General features: G+C 70.5%; 17 protein-coding genes. 10 read left to right on the top strand and 7 right to left on the bottom strand.

Annotated elements, in window-relative coordinates; genetic code table 11:
- Positions 1-184: 184 nt before the first annotated feature.
- Positions 185-1,591 carry a family 2B encapsulin nanocompartment shell protein gene (locus EF387_RS28545; RefSeq protein WP_128379503.1) on the bottom strand — a complete coding sequence of 469 codons (1,407 nt, stop codon included), beginning with the start codon at positions 1,589-1,591 and terminating at the stop codon, positions 185-187.
- Between the two features lie 237 nt (positions 1,592-1,828).
- Between EF387_RS28545 and EF387_RS28550 the strand changes: the two genes are divergently transcribed.
- From EF387_RS28550 to EF387_RS28560, 3 genes are all read left to right on the top strand, one after another.
- On the top strand, positions 1,829-2,062 hold the full coding sequence (locus EF387_RS28550) for a hypothetical protein (RefSeq protein WP_128379504.1): 234 nt from the start codon (positions 1,829-1,831) through the stop codon (positions 2,060-2,062).
- A gap of 206 nt (positions 2,063-2,268) precedes the next feature.
- Positions 2,269-2,859, top strand: a complete 591-nt coding sequence (locus tag EF387_RS28555; protein ID WP_128379505.1) for an N-acetylmuramoyl-L-alanine amidase — start codon at positions 2,269-2,271, stop codon at positions 2,857-2,859.
- A gap of 47 nt (positions 2,860-2,906) precedes the next feature.
- Complete coding sequence (locus EF387_RS28560) at positions 2,907-3,821, top strand: 1-aminocyclopropane-1-carboxylate deaminase/D-cysteine desulfhydrase (protein WP_128379506.1); 915 nt, start codon at positions 2,907-2,909, stop codon at positions 3,819-3,821.
- A gap of 78 nt (positions 3,822-3,899) precedes the next feature.
- Here EF387_RS28560 and EF387_RS28565 read toward each other — a convergent pair whose 3' ends face one another.
- The gene (locus tag EF387_RS28565) at positions 3,900-4,334 is read right to left on the bottom strand and encodes a hypothetical protein (protein ID WP_128379507.1); all 435 of its coding nucleotides are present in this window, start codon (positions 4,332-4,334) and stop codon (positions 3,900-3,902) included.
- Between the two features lie 296 nt (positions 4,335-4,630).
- Between EF387_RS28565 and EF387_RS28570 the strand changes: the two genes are divergently transcribed.
- On the top strand, positions 4,631-5,863 hold the full coding sequence (locus EF387_RS28570; RefSeq protein WP_128379508.1) for an MFS transporter: 1,233 nt from the start codon (positions 4,631-4,633) through the stop codon (positions 5,861-5,863).
- 45 nt (positions 5,864-5,908) lie between these two features.
- Here the strand turns inward: EF387_RS28570 and EF387_RS28575 are convergent, their stop codons facing one another.
- A complete protein-coding gene (locus EF387_RS28575) occupies positions 5,909-7,501 on the bottom strand; it encodes a Na+/H+ antiporter (protein WP_128379509.1) in 1,593 nt (530 codons plus the stop codon).
- 60 nt (positions 7,502-7,561) lie between these two features.
- Here EF387_RS28575 and EF387_RS28580 point away from each other — a divergent pair, with 60 nt between their 5' ends.
- The 3 genes from EF387_RS28580 to EF387_RS28590 all read left to right on the top strand — a co-directional run bounded on the left by EF387_RS28580 (position 7,562) and on the right by EF387_RS28590 (position 9,671).
- Entirely contained in the window at positions 7,562-7,819 is a 258-nt protein-coding gene (locus EF387_RS28580; protein WP_128379510.1) for a UBP-type zinc finger domain-containing protein, read from the top strand.
- Positions 7,820-8,136: 317 nt separating this feature from the next.
- Complete coding sequence (locus EF387_RS28585; RefSeq protein WP_128379511.1) at positions 8,137-8,550, top strand: ATP-binding protein; 414 nt, start codon at positions 8,137-8,139, stop codon at positions 8,548-8,550.
- Between the two features lie 17 nt (positions 8,551-8,567).
- On the top strand, positions 8,568-9,671 hold the full coding sequence (locus EF387_RS28590) for an RNA polymerase sigma factor SigF (RefSeq protein ID WP_420802634.1): 1,104 nt from the start codon (positions 8,568-8,570) through the stop codon (positions 9,669-9,671).
- Between the two features lie 169 nt (positions 9,672-9,840).
- Here EF387_RS28590 and EF387_RS28595 read toward each other — a convergent pair whose 3' ends face one another.
- Positions 9,841-10,290: a hypothetical protein gene (locus tag EF387_RS28595; RefSeq protein WP_128379513.1), complete on the bottom strand. Its 450-nt coding sequence runs from the start codon at positions 10,288-10,290 to the stop codon at positions 9,841-9,843.
- A gap of 138 nt (positions 10,291-10,428) precedes the next feature.
- Between EF387_RS28595 and EF387_RS28600 the strand changes: the two genes are divergently transcribed.
- Positions 10,429-11,397: a diacylglycerol/lipid kinase family protein gene (locus EF387_RS28600; protein ID WP_128379514.1), complete on the top strand. Its 969-nt coding sequence runs from the start codon at positions 10,429-10,431 to the stop codon at positions 11,395-11,397.
- 320 nt (positions 11,398-11,717) lie between these two features.
- Positions 11,718-11,975, top strand: a complete 258-nt coding sequence (locus EF387_RS28605; protein WP_003992873.1) for a WhiB family transcriptional regulator — start codon at positions 11,718-11,720, stop codon at positions 11,973-11,975.
- A 320-nt stretch (positions 11,976-12,295) separates the two neighbouring features.
- Here EF387_RS28605 and EF387_RS28610 read toward each other — a convergent pair whose 3' ends face one another.
- A complete protein-coding gene (locus EF387_RS28610; protein ID WP_202918393.1) occupies positions 12,296-13,771 on the bottom strand; it encodes a sensor histidine kinase in 1,476 nt (491 codons plus the stop codon).
- A 420-nt stretch (positions 13,772-14,191) separates the two neighbouring features.
- On the bottom strand, positions 14,192-15,244 hold the full coding sequence (locus tag EF387_RS28615) for an SIS domain-containing protein (protein ID WP_128379515.1): 1,053 nt from the start codon (positions 15,242-15,244) through the stop codon (positions 14,192-14,194).
- 165 nt (positions 15,245-15,409) lie between these two features.
- Here EF387_RS28615 and nagB point away from each other — a divergent pair, with 165 nt between their 5' ends.
- Positions 15,410-16,195 carry a glucosamine-6-phosphate deaminase gene (nagB, locus tag EF387_RS28620; RefSeq protein WP_128379516.1) on the top strand — a complete coding sequence of 262 codons (786 nt, stop codon included), beginning with the start codon at positions 15,410-15,412 and terminating at the stop codon, positions 16,193-16,195.
- A 309-nt stretch (positions 16,196-16,504) separates the two neighbouring features.
- Here nagB and EF387_RS28625 read toward each other — a convergent pair whose 3' ends face one another.
- Positions 16,505-18,043 (bottom strand): glycoside hydrolase family 3 protein, encoded by a 1,539-nt coding sequence (locus EF387_RS28625; protein WP_128379517.1) that lies wholly within the window; start codon positions 18,041-18,043, stop codon positions 16,505-16,507.
- Positions 18,044-18,072 lie beyond the last annotated feature (29 nt).

The raw sequence follows: 18,072 nt of genomic DNA on the forward strand, positions 1-18,072 counted from the left end.
CCCATGACCCCCGGGTCATTGACCCCATGGCCCCCCTTGACTCCCTCCGCCTCCTCGGTTCCCTTGGCCCCCTCGGCTCCCTCCGCGTCGGCCCGCTCTCGTACCACTTGGCTCCCACCTGGCTGTCGTTCCCGCCTCCCGGGTGTCCCCGCTCTGGTGGGCGGGGGCACGGGCGTGGGGAGGGTCACCGCCAGCGGCCGATCTCGACGTTCTCCAGGACCCCGAGGGCGTCGGGAACCAGGACCGCGGCCGAGTAGTAGGCCGTCACCAGGTACTTGATGATGGCCTGTTCGTTGATGCCCATGAACCGCACGGACAGGCTCGGCTCGATCTCGTCCGGGATTCCGGCCTGCTGCAGTCCGATGACGCCCTGTTCCGCCTCACCGGTACGCATACAGATGATCGATGTCGTCCGGGCTTCGCTGACGGGGATCTTGTTGCACGGGAAGATGGGCACCCCGCGCCAGGTCGGAATGCGGTTGCCCGCGACGTCGATGCTCTCCGGAACCAGCCCCCTCCTGTTGCACTCCCGGCCGAACGCGGCGATCGCGCGCGGGTGGGCGAGGAACAGCTTGGAACCGCGCCGGCGGCTGAGCAGTTCGTCCAGGTCGTCGGGGCTGGGCACGCCGTCGTGGGGCTGGAGGCGCTGTTCGTACTCGCAGTTGTGGAGCAGCCCGAACTCACGGTTGTTGATGAGCTCGTGCTCCTGGCGCTCCTTCAACGCCTCGATGGTGAGCCGCAACTGCTGCTCGGTCTGGTTCATCGGCTGGTTGTAGAGGTCCGCCACGCGCGAGTGGACGCGCAGGACGGTCTGGGCGACGCTCAGCTCGTACTCGCGCGGTGCCGCCTCATAGTCCACGAAGGTGCCGGGGATCTCCGGTTCACCGGTGTGACCCGAGGCGAGGTCGATCTCCTTCTCTCCGTACTTGTTGGTGCGCTGCTGCGGGAGCGAGCGCTGCTGCTGGAGGTGGCCGCTGAGCGACTCGGTGCGCTCCGCGACCTGTTCCACGGCCTGGCGGGGCAGGACGAGGACCGTGCACGCGGTGACCGCGCGGGCCGTGTACTCCCAGATCGCGTCCGGGTCGAGGAGGGCCTGTTCGCCGAAGTAGGCGCCGTCGGCGAGGACTCCGAGGACCGCGTCGTCCCCGTACGGGCCGGTGCCGATCTTCTCCACCTTGCCGTGGGCGAGCAGGAAGATCTCGGCCGTCCGGCTGCCGAAGGAGGCGAGGACGTCTCCCGGCGCGAACTCCCGCTGCTCACAGCGCCGGGCCAGCTCGCCGAGCACCTCCTCGTCCTCGTACGAGCGCAGTGCGGGCAGTTCGCCCAGTTCCGCGGGAATGACCGCGACACGGTCGCCGGTCTTCACGAAGGTCACGCGGCCGTCGCCGACCGAGTAGCTGAGGCGCCGGTTCACCCGGTACGTGCCGCCCTGCACATTCACCCACGGCAGCATGCGCAACAGCCACCGGGAGCTGATTTCCTGCATCTGTGGCGCGGACTTCGTGGTGGTGGCCAGATTCCGCGCTGCTGATGTGGCGAGGCTCTGCTGCGGCTTGCTCTGCTCCGCGCGGGTCTCTTCGCCTACCGACATGTACGTTGCCCTCCCGATCATGCACTGACCTGCGCGGACCAGCCTTCCAGCACGGAGCGTGCCGGTGCCATTACCCAAAAGAGCGGGAATGGATCACCGTCGGCACGGGCAGAGGCGCGCGTTCTCACCCGCACAGCGGCGGCCGGGGGCGGGGCGCCGGGGAACCTCAAGATCCTGTGGCCCGTTGGGAGGGGTGCACGCATTCGCACCATTCGCACCGGAGCAACAGGAGACGGCATGGCAGGCTTCCTGGACCGCGCCAAGGAACAAGCACAGCGCGGACTGACGCAGGGCAAGCAGAAGCTGGACGAGGTGCAGGCGCAGCGGGCGGGCGGCGACCTGCTCAAGCGACTGGGCGCCGCGTACTACGCGGAGCGGCGGGGCAGCGGGTCTCCCGAGGCGACCCAGCAGGCGCTCCAGGCGCTGGAGAGCCATATCGCGACGAACGGGGACGCCTTCCTGCACCACTGACCCGGGCACGTCCGGGAACGTCCGGGCACGTCCGGGCACGTGGGGGCACGTTGGGGGTGACCTTCGCGCCGTCGAACGGGGATTGGTGTCGGCCGAATCGATCCGTACGTCACACCAACGATCCGTGGGGACGATGAGGTTGGGGGTACAAGCCGCGGTACAGGCGGTCGCGTCGGGCGGCTGCCGTGCCACGGAAGGAGGCGGCCATGGCCCCGCCCATGTCCGCAGCCCGCTTTCTGCGAGCGCTCGTGCAGGAAGGCGTCAAGGTGGTCGAGGTCGGCGACTGGGAACACCACAACCGCAACCACAAGGGCCCCTGGGGCCCGGTGCACGGGGTGATGATCCATCATTCGGTCACCTCCGGCAGCGCCCGCACCGTCGCGATCTGCCGCGACGGCTACGCGGGGCTGCCCGGCCCGCTGTGCCACGGCGTGATCACCAAGGACGGACGGGTCCACCTCGTCGGCTACGGCCGGGCCAACCACGCGGGCATGGGCGACGACGACGTACTGCGTGCGGTGATCGCGGAGAAGGCGCTCCCCCGGGACAACGAGGCGAACACCGATGGCAACCGCCACTTCTACGGCTTCGAGTGCGAGAACCTGGGCAACGGCGAGGACCCATGGCCGAAGGCCCAGTTGGAGGCGATCGAGAAAGTTTCGGCCGCGATATGCCGTTACCACGGCTGGACGGAGCGGTCGGTGATCGGCCATCTGGAGTGGCAGCCCGGGAAGGTGGATCCGCGGGGATTCACCATGGCGTCGATGCGGGCGCGGATCCGTGACCGGTTGCAGTGAGACCCCCGGGCCCCGCCCGGTCGGCCGCCGTCGCCGACAATGGTGGGGTGACCAGCTCTGACATCCCGCGAGCGCTCGGCCTCGGCGCACTGCGGCCGCGGTTGCCGTCGCCGCTGGTGGAGGTCCGGGACGAGCGTTTCCGGCGGGCCGGGCTGCGGCTGATGCTCAAGCGGGACGATCTGATCCACCCGGAGCTGATCGGCAACAAGTGGCGCAAGCTGGTGCCCAACCTCGAGACGGCGGCGGGCCGGACGGTGCTCACGTTCGGCGGCGCGTACTCCAATCACCTGCGGGCCACCGCCGCCGCCGGCCGTCTGCTGGGGTTTCCCACCGTGGGGGTGATCCGCGGCCAGGAACTGGCCGACCGCCCCCTCAATCCGTCGCTGGCCCGGTGCGCCGCGGACGGCATGCGGCTGCGCTTCGTCGACCGCGCCACGTACCGCCGCAAGACCGAACCCGACGTCGTGGCCGGCATCCTGCGGAGGGCCGGGGCCGAGGACGCGTACGTCATACCGGAGGGCGGCAGCAACTCCCCTGCCGTACGCGGCTGTACGGCGCTCGGCGCGGAGCTGCGCGACCGGGCCGACGTGGTGGCCGTCGCCTGCGGCACCGGTGGCACCCTCGCCGGACTGGCCGCAGGTCTCGCGCCCGGCGGGCGCGCCCTGGGCTTCGCCGTCCTCAAGGGCGGCTTCCTGACGGAAGACATAACCTCACTCCAGGAGCGGGCCTTCGGCTCCCGCCGGGGTGAGTGGACAGTGGTGGACCGTTTCCACTGCGGCGGCTACGCCCGCACGACTCCCGAACTCGACGCCTTCGCCGACGACTTCGCGGACCATCACGGTCTCCCCGTCGAACGCCTCTATGTCGCCAAGATGCTCTACGGGCTGACGACGCTGGCCGAGGAGGGTGCGTTTCCCCGTGGCACCACCATCGCAGCGGTGATCACGGGGGCACCGGCCTGACGCACCGGCTGACGCTACTGCCGCAAGCACCGGCGGTGTGCACCGGCGGGCACCGGGCGCAGACTCGCCTGGCCCCGGTCAGCCGGCCAAGGGCAGCGCCGCGGCTATCGCATTCCGTTCCTTGCGGTCCAGCAGCGGAAAGATGATCTTCAGGCCCTGTTCATCGCCCGGGCCGGAGATCACGAAGGACGAGTTCAGCAGGCGCTCCTTGGTCTCCGAGCGGACCAGACCGGCACGCGGAATCGTCATCAGGCGCTCCTCCGGCCGGGCGAAGGTCGGATTCGCTCGGAACACGAAGATGCGACGGTCGGTCATCGCCAGGTACATCGGCACCCGCGCCGGGATCACGGACATGGCACCGCCGCTCAGGATCGCCGACGCGGCCGCGAACGCCGCCGTCCTGCGCACCGAGACGGAACTCAGATTGACGATGGTCGTCACTTCGACCCGTTCCCCGGACTCGAGCATGGGGTCCAGGGCGGCCAACAGCATGCGGCTGCGCTTCGCCTTCACGGGTGGTACTCCTCAAGGTCGTGCCGGGAAAAGGCCAGGAAAGGACAGCAAGAGCCAGGAAGGGCCTGGAAGGACGGAAAGCTTCTCTCATCCGGCATAAGCCCATAACTCGACCACCGGCCGAGGACTTCACCAATCCCTCGACATGCCTGTATGAACATCTTGCTCTGCAGCATCACGATGCCCATCGCGATCAATGCCTGCCCGCCCCCAAGGCCCGCACCGCCTGCCGCCTTTCGCCGGACGACACCGCCGCCGTCACCCAGCCGTCACCCCGCCGTCAGAGGATCACGGTCATGAACGAACCAGCCACGGGCACCCGACCCGGGGCCGCCGTCGCCGTCACCACCCTGGCGCTCGGCGTCGACATGTTCCTGTACGGCAGCATCGTCCCGCTGCTGCCGGACCTGCCCGCCGTGGCCGGCTCGCCGTTGACGGCCGGCGTGCTCTTCGCCGTCTACGCCGCCGCACTGCTCGCCGCCACCCCGTTCGTCGGGGTCTGGACCGACCGGCGTGGGCCGCGCGGCCCGCTGCTCGCCGGACTGCTCGGGATGGCCGCGTCGACCGCGCTGTTCGCGCTCGCGGTCGACATGGATGGCGCCTCGGGGCTGACGCTGCTGCTCCTGGCGCGTGCGGCGCAGGGAGTGGCGGCGGCCGCTTCGTGGACCGCCGGTCTCGCCCTGATCGCCGCCACCCACGAGCCCGACCAGCGCGGCCGGGTCATGGGGCTCGCCCTCTCGGCGATCGGCATCGGCGTGCTGCTCGGTCCCGCGGTCAGCGGCGTGCTCAGCGATGCCTGGGGAGCGCGCGCGCCGTTCCTCGTCATCGCGGTGCTCGCGGCGGGCGACGCCGTGGCCCGGCTCGTCCTCGTCAAGGAGACCCCCGCGCTCGAAGTGCGCACCCCGTACCGGGTCGTGCTGCGCGGCCCCCGGGTCGGCCTGCTGATCGTGCTGACCGGCCTCGGGGCCGCGGCGGTCGCGTTCCCGGAGCCCGTGCTGCCGTTGCACCTGGACGACCTCGGGCTCGGCACGACGGGCATCGGCCTCGTCTTCGCCGCCGCAGCGCTGGGCGGCAGCCTGGCCGCCCCGGTCGCGGGAGTGCTCGCCGACCGGGCCGGGGCGACCCGGATCGCCTCCGCCGGCGCGCTCGTCTGCGCCCTCGGCTTCCTCCTCGCCGGACGCGACTCCACGGCCTGGTCGGTCACCGGGCTGATCATCGTCGGTTCCGGTGCACAGTTCGTGCTCGCCCCGACCCTGGTCCTCGTCGGGACGCTCGCGGAACACACCAGACCGGCCGCGTACGGCGCCGCGTACGCGGTCTACAACCTCGCCTACACCGGCGGTCTCGGCCTCGCCCCGATCCTGGCCGGCACCACGGCGCGGGCGGTCGGGGTGCCTACGACGGCGCTGGTCGCCTGCGGGCTCTCCGTCGCCGTCGCCGCGGGTCTGCTGCTGCGCCGCGACCGGCCGCCGGCCGGTTCCACCGCAGCACCCACGCCCACCCGCCCCGGCTCCGCGACAGAGGCCTAGGGAGCCTTGTGGGGCATGTGGGCCGCGTGAGCCCTTTGGCGGCCGTCATCCCTCCCGGAACGCCGCCGCCTCCTCCAGGTCCAGGCGGCGGAGCAGGGTGCGCAGCATCTCGTCGTCGATGTACCGGCCGTCGCGGAGCTTCACGAACACCGCCCGTTCCGTTCCGATCATGTCCCGGGAGAGCCGCCGGTAGGTGTCGTCCACCGTCTCGCCCGTCACGGGGTTGACCGCGCCCAGGCGTTCCCACACGGCGTTGCGCCGGCGTTCGAGCACCGAACGCAGCCGGTCGGCCAACGGCTGAGGCAGGGTGTTGCGGTCGTCCGCCAGCAGTTGGTCCAGCCGCAGCTCCGCCGCCCGCGACGCCTGGGCCTGGGCCTGCGCCTCCGCCAGTGTCTCGGCCTGTGCGTCCGGTCCCGGCAGCTTCAGCAGGCGGATCAGCGGGGGCAGCGACAGGCCCTGCACCACCAGCGTCCCGATGACGGTCGTGAAGGTCAGGAACAGGATCATGTTGCGTTGCGGGAACGGTTCGCCGCCGTGCACGGTGAGCGGGATGGAGAAGGCGATGGCCAGTGACACCACTCCGCGCATACCGGCCCAGGCGATGATCGCCGGTGCTTTCCAGGTCGGGTTCGGCTCTCGCTCCCGGATGCGTGGGGAGAACAGGCGCGGCAGGAACGTGGCCGGATAGACCCACACGAAACGGGTGACGACGACCACCAGGAAGATCACCACGGCGTACCAGGCGGCGCGGGCTCCCTCGTAGGCTCCGAGCCCTCTCAGAACCACCGGGAGTTGGAGGCCGATCAAGGCGAAAACAGCCGATTCAAGAACGAAGGCGACCATTCTCCACACAGCCTCCTCCTGCAGCCGGGTGGCGAAGTCGACCTGCCAGTTGCGGTGGCCGAGGTAGAGCGCGACCACGACCACGGCGAGCACTCCGGAGGCGTGCACCTGCTCGGCGACGCCGTAGGCGACGAACGGGATGAGCAGCGACAGGGTGTTCTGCAGCAGCGGTTCCTTCAGGTGCGTGCGCAGCCAGTGGATCGGCATCATCAGCAACAGTCCGACCACGATCCCGCCGACGGCGGCCAGCAGGAACTCGCCGATGCCGCCCGCCCAGGAGGCTCCCTCGCCGACGGCCGCCGCGAGCGCCACCTTGTAGGCGGTGATCGCGGTCGCGTCGTTCACCAGGGACTCCCCCTGAAGGATCGTGGTCACCTTCGAGGGGAGCCCGACCCGCCGCGCCACCGCCGTCGCCGCGACCGCGTCCGGCGGCGCGACCACCGCGCCCAGGACCAGCGCTGCGGTCAACGGCATGTCCGGAACGATCAGATAGGCGGCCCAGCCGACGACGAGCGTCGCGAAGAGCACATAACCCACCGACAGCAGCGCCACCGGCCGCATTTGGGCCCGCAGATCGAGGTACGAGCTGTCGGTGGCCGCCGTGTAGAGCAGCGGGGGCAGCAGCAGCGGGAGGATCACATCCGGGTCGAGGGTGTACTCGGGGACTCCGGGCAGGTACGAGATGGCGAGGCCGACCGCGACCAGGAGCAGCGGCGCGGGCACCGGCGTACGGCGTGCCGCACCGGCGACGGCCGCGCTCCCGGCGACCAGCAGCAGCAGTGGCAGAGCGTCCATCGGCGGTGCCCCCTCCTTTTTCCGCGCGGCTCGCCGCGTGGCCGTCGTAGTCTGGCAATCATGAAACAGTGCACGCACGCCGACGAACTGCCGCCCGAGCCGGCAGCGCTCAGCGAGACCTGCCTGGAATGCCTGGCCGCCGGGAGCCATCCGGTGCAGCTCCGGATCTGTCTCCACTGCGGCCATGTGGGCTGCTGCGACTCGTCGCCGCTGCGGCACGCCACGGAGCATTACAAGGACAGCGCCCATCCGGTCATGCGAACGCTCGAACCGGGTGAGAGCTGGCGTTGGTGCTTCGTAGACAACGTGCTCGTATGAGAGTCGACAACGTGCTCGTGTGAGAAGGGGCGGCGGCGTACGCGTATGAGATGCCGCGGAGACGCGGTGGCAGATCCGGACGGTTCGAGCGTCGGGCGCCTGGGTACGTCAACCCGGCGCGCGCTCTTCCGATTTGGACCCGCAGACCTCTAGCCACTGTGCGTACTCATGTGCTTACTATGAGTGACAGCAAGGGGTCGGGGTCCCGGGACAGGGAACTTCCCAGCGCGATAGCGTCACGCCTGAACCATGTAGCGCGTTACCCCGGGGGGCGACCCTCGGGCCCCGAAAGAGCTTGTACCACCTTGGAGGTGAGGGTGTCCCAGATCGCAGGCGAGCCCGGGACCCAGGACTTCGTGGAAGTCCGGCTGCCCGCTGCGGGTGCCTACCTGTCGGTGCTGCGTACGGCCACCGCCGGCCTCGCGGCGCGTTTGGACTTCACCCTCGACGAGATCGAGGACCTGCGCATCGCGGTCGACGAGGCGTGCGCGATCCTGCTCCAGCAGGCCGTGCCGGGTTCGGTGCTCAGCTGTGTCTTCCGCCTTGTCGACGACTCGCTCGAGGTCACGGTCTCCGCCCCGACCACCGACGGCCACGCTCCCTCGCGGGACACCTTCGCGTGGACCGTCCTGTCGGCCCTCGCGGGCAAGGTCTCCTCCGCCGTCGCCGAGGACAAGACCGTCTCGATCAGCCTGTACAAACAACGCGGCGCGGGACCCGGGCCGGCGTGACGAGCGGGGAGGGTCCGGTGCGGGACGAAGAACGCGGCCCATGGGAACTTCCCGCCGAGGACGGCCGGGACGGGCTGCGGCGCGTGACCGAGGACATCGGGCACGTGGCCGACGGCATCGACGGCATCCCCGAGCAGCAAGCCAGGCCGCACCCGGAGGAGGACCCGCGGTCCGCGGTACGGGGGACGGATCAGACGGAGCCGATCGAGCGCGAGGCGCTCACCGGCCGGGGTGACGGGCGACGGACCGCGCGGTCCGGGGGAGCGTCCCGTGAAGGGCGGCGGCAGGTGACGGGCGGGACGATGAGCGAGCACGAGCGGCAGGCCGAACAGGGCGCGCACAGCGCGCAGGGGACACAGCACGATCCGCAGGACCGCAGCGGGGCCCGGGCTATGTTCGTCGAGCTGCGCAAGCTGCAGGACGGCACCCCCGAGTACGCGGAGCTGCGCAACCGGCTGGTCCGGATGCATCTGCCGCTCGTCGAGCACCTCGCACGCCGCTTCCGCAACCGCGGCGAACCGCTGGACGACCTCACCCAGGTAGCCACCATCGGCCTGATCAAGTCGGTGGACCGCTTCGACCCGGAGCGCGGCGTGGAGTTCTCCACGTACGCGACGCCGACGGTGGTCGGCGAGATCAAGCGGCACTTCCGCGACAAGGGCTGGGCGGTCCGCGTGCCACGCCGGCTGCAGGAACTGCGACTGGCGCTGACCACGGCGACAGCGGAGCTCTCCCAGCAGCACGGCCGCTCCCCGACGGTGCACGAACTGGCGGAGAAGCTCGCCATCTCCGAGGAGGAGGTCCTGGAGGGCCTGGAGTCGGCCAACGCCTACTCCACGCTGTCCCTGGACGTCCCGGACACGGACGACGAGTCCCCGGCGGTGGCGGACACCCTGGGCGCGGAGGACGAGGCCCTGGAGGGCGTCGAGTACCGCGAGTCGCTCAAGCCGCTGCTGGAGGACCTCCCGCCCCGGGAGAAGCGGATCCTGCTCCTCCGCTTCTTCGGGAACATGACCCAGTCACAGATCGCGCAGGAGGTCGGCATCTCCCAGATGCACGTCTCCCGGCTGCTGGCCCGCACCCTCGCGCAGCTGCGGGAGAAGCTCCTCGTGGAGGAGTGACGACACCCCCGGCGGAGGGGCCGTCCGCACCTCCGCCGAGGCCCGTGCCGCCGTCCGCACTGCCGCCGAGGCCCGTGCGACTGGCCGCACCTCCGCCGGGGCCCGCGCGACCGACCGCACCACCGCAGGGCGACGAGGCCCGTTCAGCGGCTTCGCGAACGGGTCGGCCTCACTTCCGGTCCGGTACGTTTCCTGGGCCGCCGATGCCCAGGGCCCGGGCCGTCGTGGGGTTCACCAGGAGGACCAGGGCTGTGATCGCGACTGCCGCCAGGACGATGCCGCCGGGTATGGCGACGCTGTCGGCCCGCAGCAGGTTGTAGGCCACCGGCAGCGCGATGATCTGGGTCACGATCGCCGGGCCCCGGCTCCAACTGCGGCGGCCCAGCAGGCCCCGCGCGGCCAGCAACGGCAACAGCGCCAGGACGATGAGCGTGACGCCCCCGGTGACGGCCTGCTGCCGGTCGTCCGGATGGCCCGTGAGCCCCAGTACCAGGATCACCGCGCCCCCCACGAGCAGTGCGAGCCCCTCGAGCCCGGTGAGCGCCGCCGCGGCGGTCAGCCGGCCGGGGCGGGGGCCTTGGTCGGGGGCGTCCGAAGTGGGGTTCTGCTCTGCGCTCACACCCGAAGCGTAGCCCTCCGCACCGGGGCCGTTCCGGCCCGGTGACCCGTGTACGTGGCCAAGCGCAACGCACCGCACTCTCACCGGATCCCCACCTCGGTATGGGCCGAGTACCAACGAGTAGGTACGCTGCACCTCATGCGTGCACTCCTCGTGGTCAATCCGGCGGCAACCACCACCAGCGCACGCACACGGGATGTGCTGATCCACGCGCTGGCGAGCGAGATGAAGCTCGAGGCCGTCACCACGGAGTACCGCGGGCACGCCTGGGACCTCGGCCGACAGGCCGCGGAGAGCGAGGACATCGACCTGGTGGTCGCCCTCGGCGGCGACGGCACGGTCAACGAGGTGGTCAACGGCCTGCTGCATGACGGCCCCGACCCGGAGGGCCTCCCCCGTCTCGCGGTTGTCCCCGGCGGCTCCACCAACGTCTTCGCCCGCGCCCTTGGGCTGCCCAACGACGCCGTGGAGGCCACCGGCGCACTCCTCGACGCGCTGCGCGAAGGACGGGAGCGCACGGTGGGCCTGGGGCTGGCCTCGGGAACGCCGGGCTCCGAGGACGAGGCGGTGCCCGCCCGTTGGTTCACTTTCTGCGCGGGATTCGGTTTCGACGCCGGCGTAATAGGCCGGGTCGAACAGCAGCGGGAACGCGGCAAACGCTCCACACACGCTCTTTATCTCCGACAGGCCGTCCGTGCTTTCCTCGGAGAACCCAACCGTCGCCACGGAATGATCACACTGGAACGGTCCGGCGAGGATCCCGTGACCGATCTCGTGCTGTCGATCGTCTGCAACACGTCTCCTTGGACGTATCTCGGCAACCGCCCCGTCTACGCGTCCCCGAAGGCCTCGTTCGACACCGGTCTGGACCTGCTCGGGCTGAGCCGTCTCTCGAGTGCCGCGCTCGCCCGGTATGCGACACAGTTGCTCACTTCGTCCCCCGAGCGCGGACCGCACGGCAAGCATGCCGTCACTCTCCATGACCTGACCGACTTCACCTTGCATTCGAAGGTGCCGCTCCCCCTCCAGATGGACGGGGACCACCTAGGACTGCGTACGAGCGTGACGTTCACAGGCGTACGCCGTGCACTGCGTGTGATTGTGTGAGCGGAACGGGCAAAAGTCCTTCCACTCGAACGTTTAGGCCAGGGTCCACCCCATGGAATTACGGCTGTGACACAGTCGACACCGAGGAATCAAAAAAAACTTTCCGGAAGGGGTTGTATCCGCCGCTGAGGTTTGCGAGTCTCTACGTGGCGCTCGAGACGGATCGCAACACCAGCCTCCGCAGAGAGCCCGAACCCCTCCTCAATCTTCAGGACCACGCCGACCCCGGTCGACAGTCGGCCCTTCCCTTGTTGAGGGATTCGTGAAAGCGTTCACATTCACAAGCAACCTGCACGTAATACCAAGGAGAGGTAGCAGCCATGGACTGGCGTCACAACGCCGTTTGCCGCGAGGAAGACCCCGAGCTGTTCTTCCCCATCGGCAACACCGGTCCTGCGCTGCTGCAGATCGAGGAAGCCAAGGCCGTCTGCCGTCGCTGCCCGGTTATCGAGCAGTGCCTGCAGTGGGCGCTCGAGTCCGGCCAGGACTCCGGCGTCTGGGGTGGCCTCAGCGAGGACGAGCGCCGTGCCATGAAGCGCCGCGCCGCCCGCAACCGCGCCCGTCAGGCCTCCGCCTGACACCCACCACCCCGTAATACGAGCCTGAGCCCGGCGGCGCGTACAGCGAGTACGCATCTCCCGCCCCCGAGCCGCAGCGCGCAGTACCCCCGATGCGCATAGCATTCCGAGCCCCGGAACACCTCAGTGGTCCGGGGCTCGACTGCGTGCGTTCGCGGTTGCTACGGCGGCACTCGGCTTTGCTCAAGCGGGGCGGACGCGGCTTTGCTCGAACGGGGCGGACGCGGCTTTGCTCGAACGGGGCGGACGCCATGAGGGGCTGGACGTGTCCGGCCGGGGCGGAGTGTTCCGGCCCGGCCTGCGTTCGTCCGCTGCTTCTTCTACTTCTCCGCCCGTACCGGGATGTCCAGTATCACCTGGGTGCCGCGCTCGGGTGCCGGGACCATGTCGAAGCTGCCGCCCAACTCCCCCTCGACCAGGGTCCGTACGATCTGCAGACCGAGGTTGCCCGAGGTGTGCGGGTCGAAGCCCTCGGGCAGGCCGACCCCGTCGTCCTGGACGGTGACCAGCAGGCGGGTCTCCGTGGGGGTGCCTCCACGGACCGCCGAGACCTCGACGGTGCCGGTGTCGCCCGGCCGGAAACCGTGCTCCAGGGCGTTCTGCAGGATCTCCGTGAGGACCATGGACAGCGGGGTCGCCACCTCCGCGTCGAGGATGCCGAAGCGGCCGCTGCGCCGGCCGGTGACCGTGCCCGGCGAGATCTCGGCGACCATGGCGAGCACCCGGTCGGCGATCTCGTCGAACTCCACGCGTTCGTCCAGGTTCTGAGAGAGCGTCTCGTGCACGATCGCAATCGAGCCGACGCGTCGTACGGCCTCCTCCAGGGCCTCCCGGCCGCGCTCCGAATCGATGCGCCGGGCCTGCAGCCGCAGCAGCGCGGCGACCGTCTGGAGGTTGTTCTTCACCCGGTGGTGGATCTCCCGGATGGTGGCGTCCTTGGTGATCAATTCGCGTTCGCGGCGCCGGAGTTCGGTGACATCACGGAGCAGGACGAGCGAACCGATGCGGGTGCCCTTGGGCTTGAGGGGGATCGCGCGGAGCTGGATCACCCCGTCGTTGGCCTCGATCTCGAACTCCCGGGGCGCCCAGCCGCTGGCGACCTTGGCGAGCGCCTCGTCCACCGGCCCCCGGGTCGGGGCGAGTTCGGCGGTGATCCGGCCCAGGTGGTGGCCGAGGAGGTCGGAGGCGAGGCCGAGGCGGTGGTACGCGGAGAGGGCGTTGGGGGACGCGTACTGGACGATGCCCTCGGCGTCGAGCCGGATCAGACCGTCGCCGACGCGGGGCGAGGCGTCCATGTCCACCTGCTGGTTGGCGAACGGGAACGCCCCGGCGGCGATCATCTGCGCGAGGTCGGACGCGCTCTGGAGGTAGGTGAGTTCGAGCCGGCTCGGCGTGCGCACGGTGAGCAGGTTGGTGTTGCGGGCGATCACTCCGAGGACGCGCCCCTCGCGGCGGACGGGGATGGACTCGACCCGCACGGGGACCTCTTCGCGCCACTCCGGGTCGCCCTCGCGCACGATGCGGCCCTCGTCGAGGGCGACGTCCAGCATGGGGCGCCGGCCGCGCGGGACGAGGTGGCCGACCATGTCGTCCTGGTAGGAGGTGGGGCCGGTGTTGGGCCGCATCTGGGCGACGGACACATACCGGGTGCCGTCGCGGGTGGGGACCCACAGGACGAGGTCGGCGAAGGAGAGGTCGGAGAGCAGCTGCCACTCCGAGACCAGCAGGTGCAGCCACTCGAGGTCGGAGTCACTCAGAGCGGTGTGCAGGCGTACGAGGTCGTTCATGGAGGGCACGTCTGCGAGCGTACCTGGGGCTTCGACGGGGGCTCGGCCCCAGGTGACCCTGGCGGGGTGCGGACCGGGTCCTACGTCGTGGACCTGCACCGGTATCGCGGCACCCGCGGGCCGCGGCGCCTGGGAGGGACCCTCAACCCTCCCGGCACCGCAGCCCGGAGCAGCATCGGCCACGGGGTGTGCGGTCCCGTCGGCCGAGGGTGAGGACCCGGGGCAGTCAGGGCAGAGAGCCCGGTTCCTCGGTCCGTCTTCCTGTGCGGGGAAGACGGAGGCTTTTTGCTTGTCGCCTAAACTTATTGTGGACTAGACCATTCTCCGATGTCTATGCATCGGAGAATGATTGTTGTCGTCTCTTCGTTCCGGTTCCCCTGAAGCGTAGCCCCCTCCGGGCCCGACCGGGGCCGGATCACCGTCGCCCGCTCAACGGGTCTCCGTCACCTTCGCCAGCGCACGAGGTGCGTCCGGGTCCTGGCCTCGGGCGATGGTGACCTCGTAGGCGAGCAGTTGCAGCGGAAGGATCTCCAGAACGGGCTGGATCTCCTCCGGCACGCCCTCGGTGGGCAGGACGAAGCCGGCCGAGGCCCGCTCGACCTGGGGGCGCGGGCCGATCACGACGAGGTCGGCGCCCCGGCCACGCAGCCGGTCGAGGACGGGCTGCAATGCCGCGCCGCCCTTGCCGTCCGTGACGACCGCTATCACCGGGGAGATGTTGTCGACCATGGCGAGCGGGCCGTGCAGCAGATCGGCGCCGGAGTAGGAGAGGGCGGGGATGTAGCTCGTCTCCATGAGCTTGAGGGCGGCCTCCTTCGCGGTCGGATAGCCGTAGCCCCGGGAGGTGATGACCATGCGTTCGGCGAAGCGGTACCGGGCGGCGAGGGTCCTGACCTCGTCCTGGCGGGCCAGGATCTGCTCGGCGCGGTCGGGCAGCATCTTCGCGGCCGCGCCGTCGCCGCCGCGCAGCCCCTCTACGAAGAGGTAGAGGGCGAGGAGGGATGCCGTGTACGTCTTCGTGGCGGGGAGCGCCTTCTCCGGTCCCGCCATGATGTCGATGTGGTACTCGGAGACCGCGGCGAGCGGTGAGTCCGGGTTGTTGGTGACGGCGAGTGTGATGGCCCCGCCCTCGCGCGCGGCCTTCGTGGAGGCCACCAGGTCCGGGGAGCCGCCGGACTGGCTCACGGTGATCACCAGGACGTCGGTGAGGTCCGGGCGGGCACCGTAGGCGGTGGTCGTCGACATGGATGTGAGTCCGCAGGGCAGGCCGAGGCGGATCTCCAGGAGGTACTTGGCGTAGAGGGCGGCGTTGTCGGAGGTGCCGCGGGCGGTGAGGAGCACGAAACGGGGTCCCCGGGCGGCGATCCGCCGGGCGACCTCGTGGATCCGCGCGGCACCGGAGTCGAGGATGCGCGACAGTACGGCGGGCTGCTCCGCCATCTCACGGGACATGATGCTGCCTGGGCGCTCGGCGGTGGTCATGGGGCCTCCTGGGCGGTGGGTCGTCCGCGGTGGGGCCGCCGGTCGGGCCGCCGGGACGAAGGCGGCCGACAGGGGCTTGGGGCGGGTTTCGGACTCTGCTAGATTGGTCTATACCACATGTAGTCGAGCCCCAGGTGAAGGCTCCCTCAGATCGGCAGGCACAGGGTGGAAGTTGTCATAGTTCCGGACGCCCGCGCGGGCGGCGAGCTGATCGCCGAAGCCATGGCACAACTGCTGCGGCGGAAGCCCGAAGCGCTGTTGGGCGTTGCGACGGGATCGACTCCCCTTCCGGTCTACGAGGCGTTGGCGGCGAAGGTGCGGGCAGGGGCCGTGGACACTTCCCGGGCCCGTGTCGCGCAGCTCGACGAGTACGTGGGGCTCCCGTCCGAGCACCCGGAGTCGTACCGCTCGGTCTTGCGCCGGGAGGTCCTCGAGCCGCTGTGGATCGACCCCAACTCCTTCCTCGGACCGGACGGCACGGCGGCGGACGTGCCGACGGCCTGCGCGGAGTACGAGTGGGAGCTGGCCGTGGCCGGGGGCGTCGACCTCCAGTTGCTGGGGATCGGCACGGACGGGCACATCGGGTTCAACGAGCCGGGCTCCTCGCTGGCCTCGCGGACGCGGATCAAGACACTGACCCAGCAGACCCGGGTGGACAACGCGCGGTTCTTCGACGGGGACGTCGACCAGGTACCGCACCACGTGATCACCCAGGGCATCGGCACCATCCTGGAGGCCCAGCACCTGGTGCTGCTCGCGACGGGCGAGGGCAAGGCGGACGCGGTGGCCGCGACGGTGGAGGGCCCGCTCGCGGCGATCTGCCCGGCGTCGGCGCTCCAACTGCACCCCCACGCGACGGTCGTGGTTGACGAGGCCGCCGCCTCCCGGCTGAAGCTGGCGGACTACTACCGCCACACGTTCGCCAACAAGCCGGTGTGGCAAGGGCTGTAGGGGCTCGTACCAGGCGCGGTCCTCGCACCACGCGCCTTCGTACGATCCGACGGGGTTGCACCACGCGCCTTCGTACGATCCGACGGGGTTGCACCACGCGCCGACCTCGTACGATCCGCCGTCCTCGCGCATCGCCGAGGCGCCGCCGCCGGTGGGGGCGGCGGTGGCTACTGCGTCGGGCGTGAGCGAGGACGGCAGACACACCGTCTACGCCGTCGACGTCAGGGAGCGGCAAAAACAATGCGGCGGTACGCCGCTGAAAAACACACACGACGGCCGAGTCGCGGGCAGGACTCGGCCGTCGTGTTCTCACGCTCCCGCGATGACCTCCGCGGCAGCGACCCCGCAGACCCGGGCCGCGCCATGGGTGGCGATGTGGAGGGCTCCGCGGGGCGGAGACTGGGGGATGCCCATCTCGACGACGATCGTGTCGGGGCGGGCGGCGAGCAGGACGTCCAGGGCCTCGGCCATCCAGGGGTGCCGGTGTTCGTCACGGACGACGGCGACGAGCGGACGGGAGCCCGCGGCGCGCACCACCTCGCGGCCGATGCTCACCGCCGTCCCCGACCAGCTGCCGTCCGTGGCGGCGTCCGAGAAGCTCCCCGTCTTCGTCCCCGGCAGCAGCCTCGCCACCTCGGCGGCCACGCCCCACGGGGTCTCGGCGCCGACGGCGATGTTGGCCACGGGAGTGAAGGCGGCCACGTACGGCGGCTGGGTGATCGGGGTGTACGTCTCCGAGCGCGTCACCGTGAGCGCGCGCCTGGCTGCGACCAGGCCGATGTCGGGGCGGGGGGATTCTCCGGTGCCGGCTTCCTGTCCGGCCGCGGCACGGGCCGCGGACGCCGTCCACTCGGCGAGCGAACGCACCCGGGCCGCCGCGTCCGCCAGGCGTTCCTCGGGCAGTTCGCCCGTGCGGACCGCCGTGACCAGGGCGTCCCGCAGGCGTCGTACCGTCTCGTCGTCCGCGAGGCCGCCGCCGACGCAGATCGCGTCAGCGCCCGCCGCGATCGCCAGGACACTGCCGCGTTCGATGCCGTACGTGGCCGCGATCGCCTGCATCTCCATGCCGTCCGTGACGATCAGTCCGGTGTAACCGAGCTCCTCACGGAGCAGGCCGGTCAGGATGCGGCGGGAGAGCGTGGCGGGGAACTCGGGGTCGAGGGCGGGGACCAGGATGTGGGCGCTCATCACCGCCCGGGTGCCGGCCGCGAAGGCCGCGCGGAACGGGGAGAGTTCACGGTTCGTCAGCGTCTGGAGGTCGACGTCGATCCGGGGCAGCGCGTGGTGGGAGTCGACGGCGGTGTCGCCGTGTCCCGGGAAGTGCTTGGTGCAGGCGGCTACGCCCGCCGACTGCAAACCGCCGACGTAGGCGGCGGTGTGACGGGCCACCAGCTCGGGCGCGGCGCCGAAGGAGCGTACGCCGATCACCGGGTTTTCGGCGTTGGAGTTGACGTCCGCGGAGGGCGCCCAGTTGAGGTTCACCCCGCAGGCCGCCAGCCGGCGGCCGAGTTCCGCGGCCACCTGATGGGTCAGGGAGACGTCGTCGACGGCGCCGAGGGCGAAGTTGCCGGGGAACGACGAGCCCGTGCGCACCTCCAGCCGGGTGACGTCGCCGCCCTCCTCGTCGATGGCCACCAGCACGTCGTCGCGTTCGGCGCGCAACTGGGCGGTGAGGTTCGACAGTTGGGAGGCCGTCACGATGTTGCGGCCGAACAGTCCGACCGACGCCAGGCCTTCACCGAGCCGGCGCAACAGCCAGTCGGGCGCGGTGGTACCGGCGAACCCGGGCTGCAGGACGGCGAGCGCGTCGCGGGTCAGCGTGTCCGCGCCGCGGGCGAGTGTCGTCATCATGAGCTCCTCTGAAGGCGGTGACGTCG

The organism is Streptomyces cavernae (assembly GCF_004023625.1).
Lineage (GTDB): Bacteria > Actinomycetota > Actinomycetes > Streptomycetales > Streptomycetaceae > Streptomyces > Streptomyces cavernae.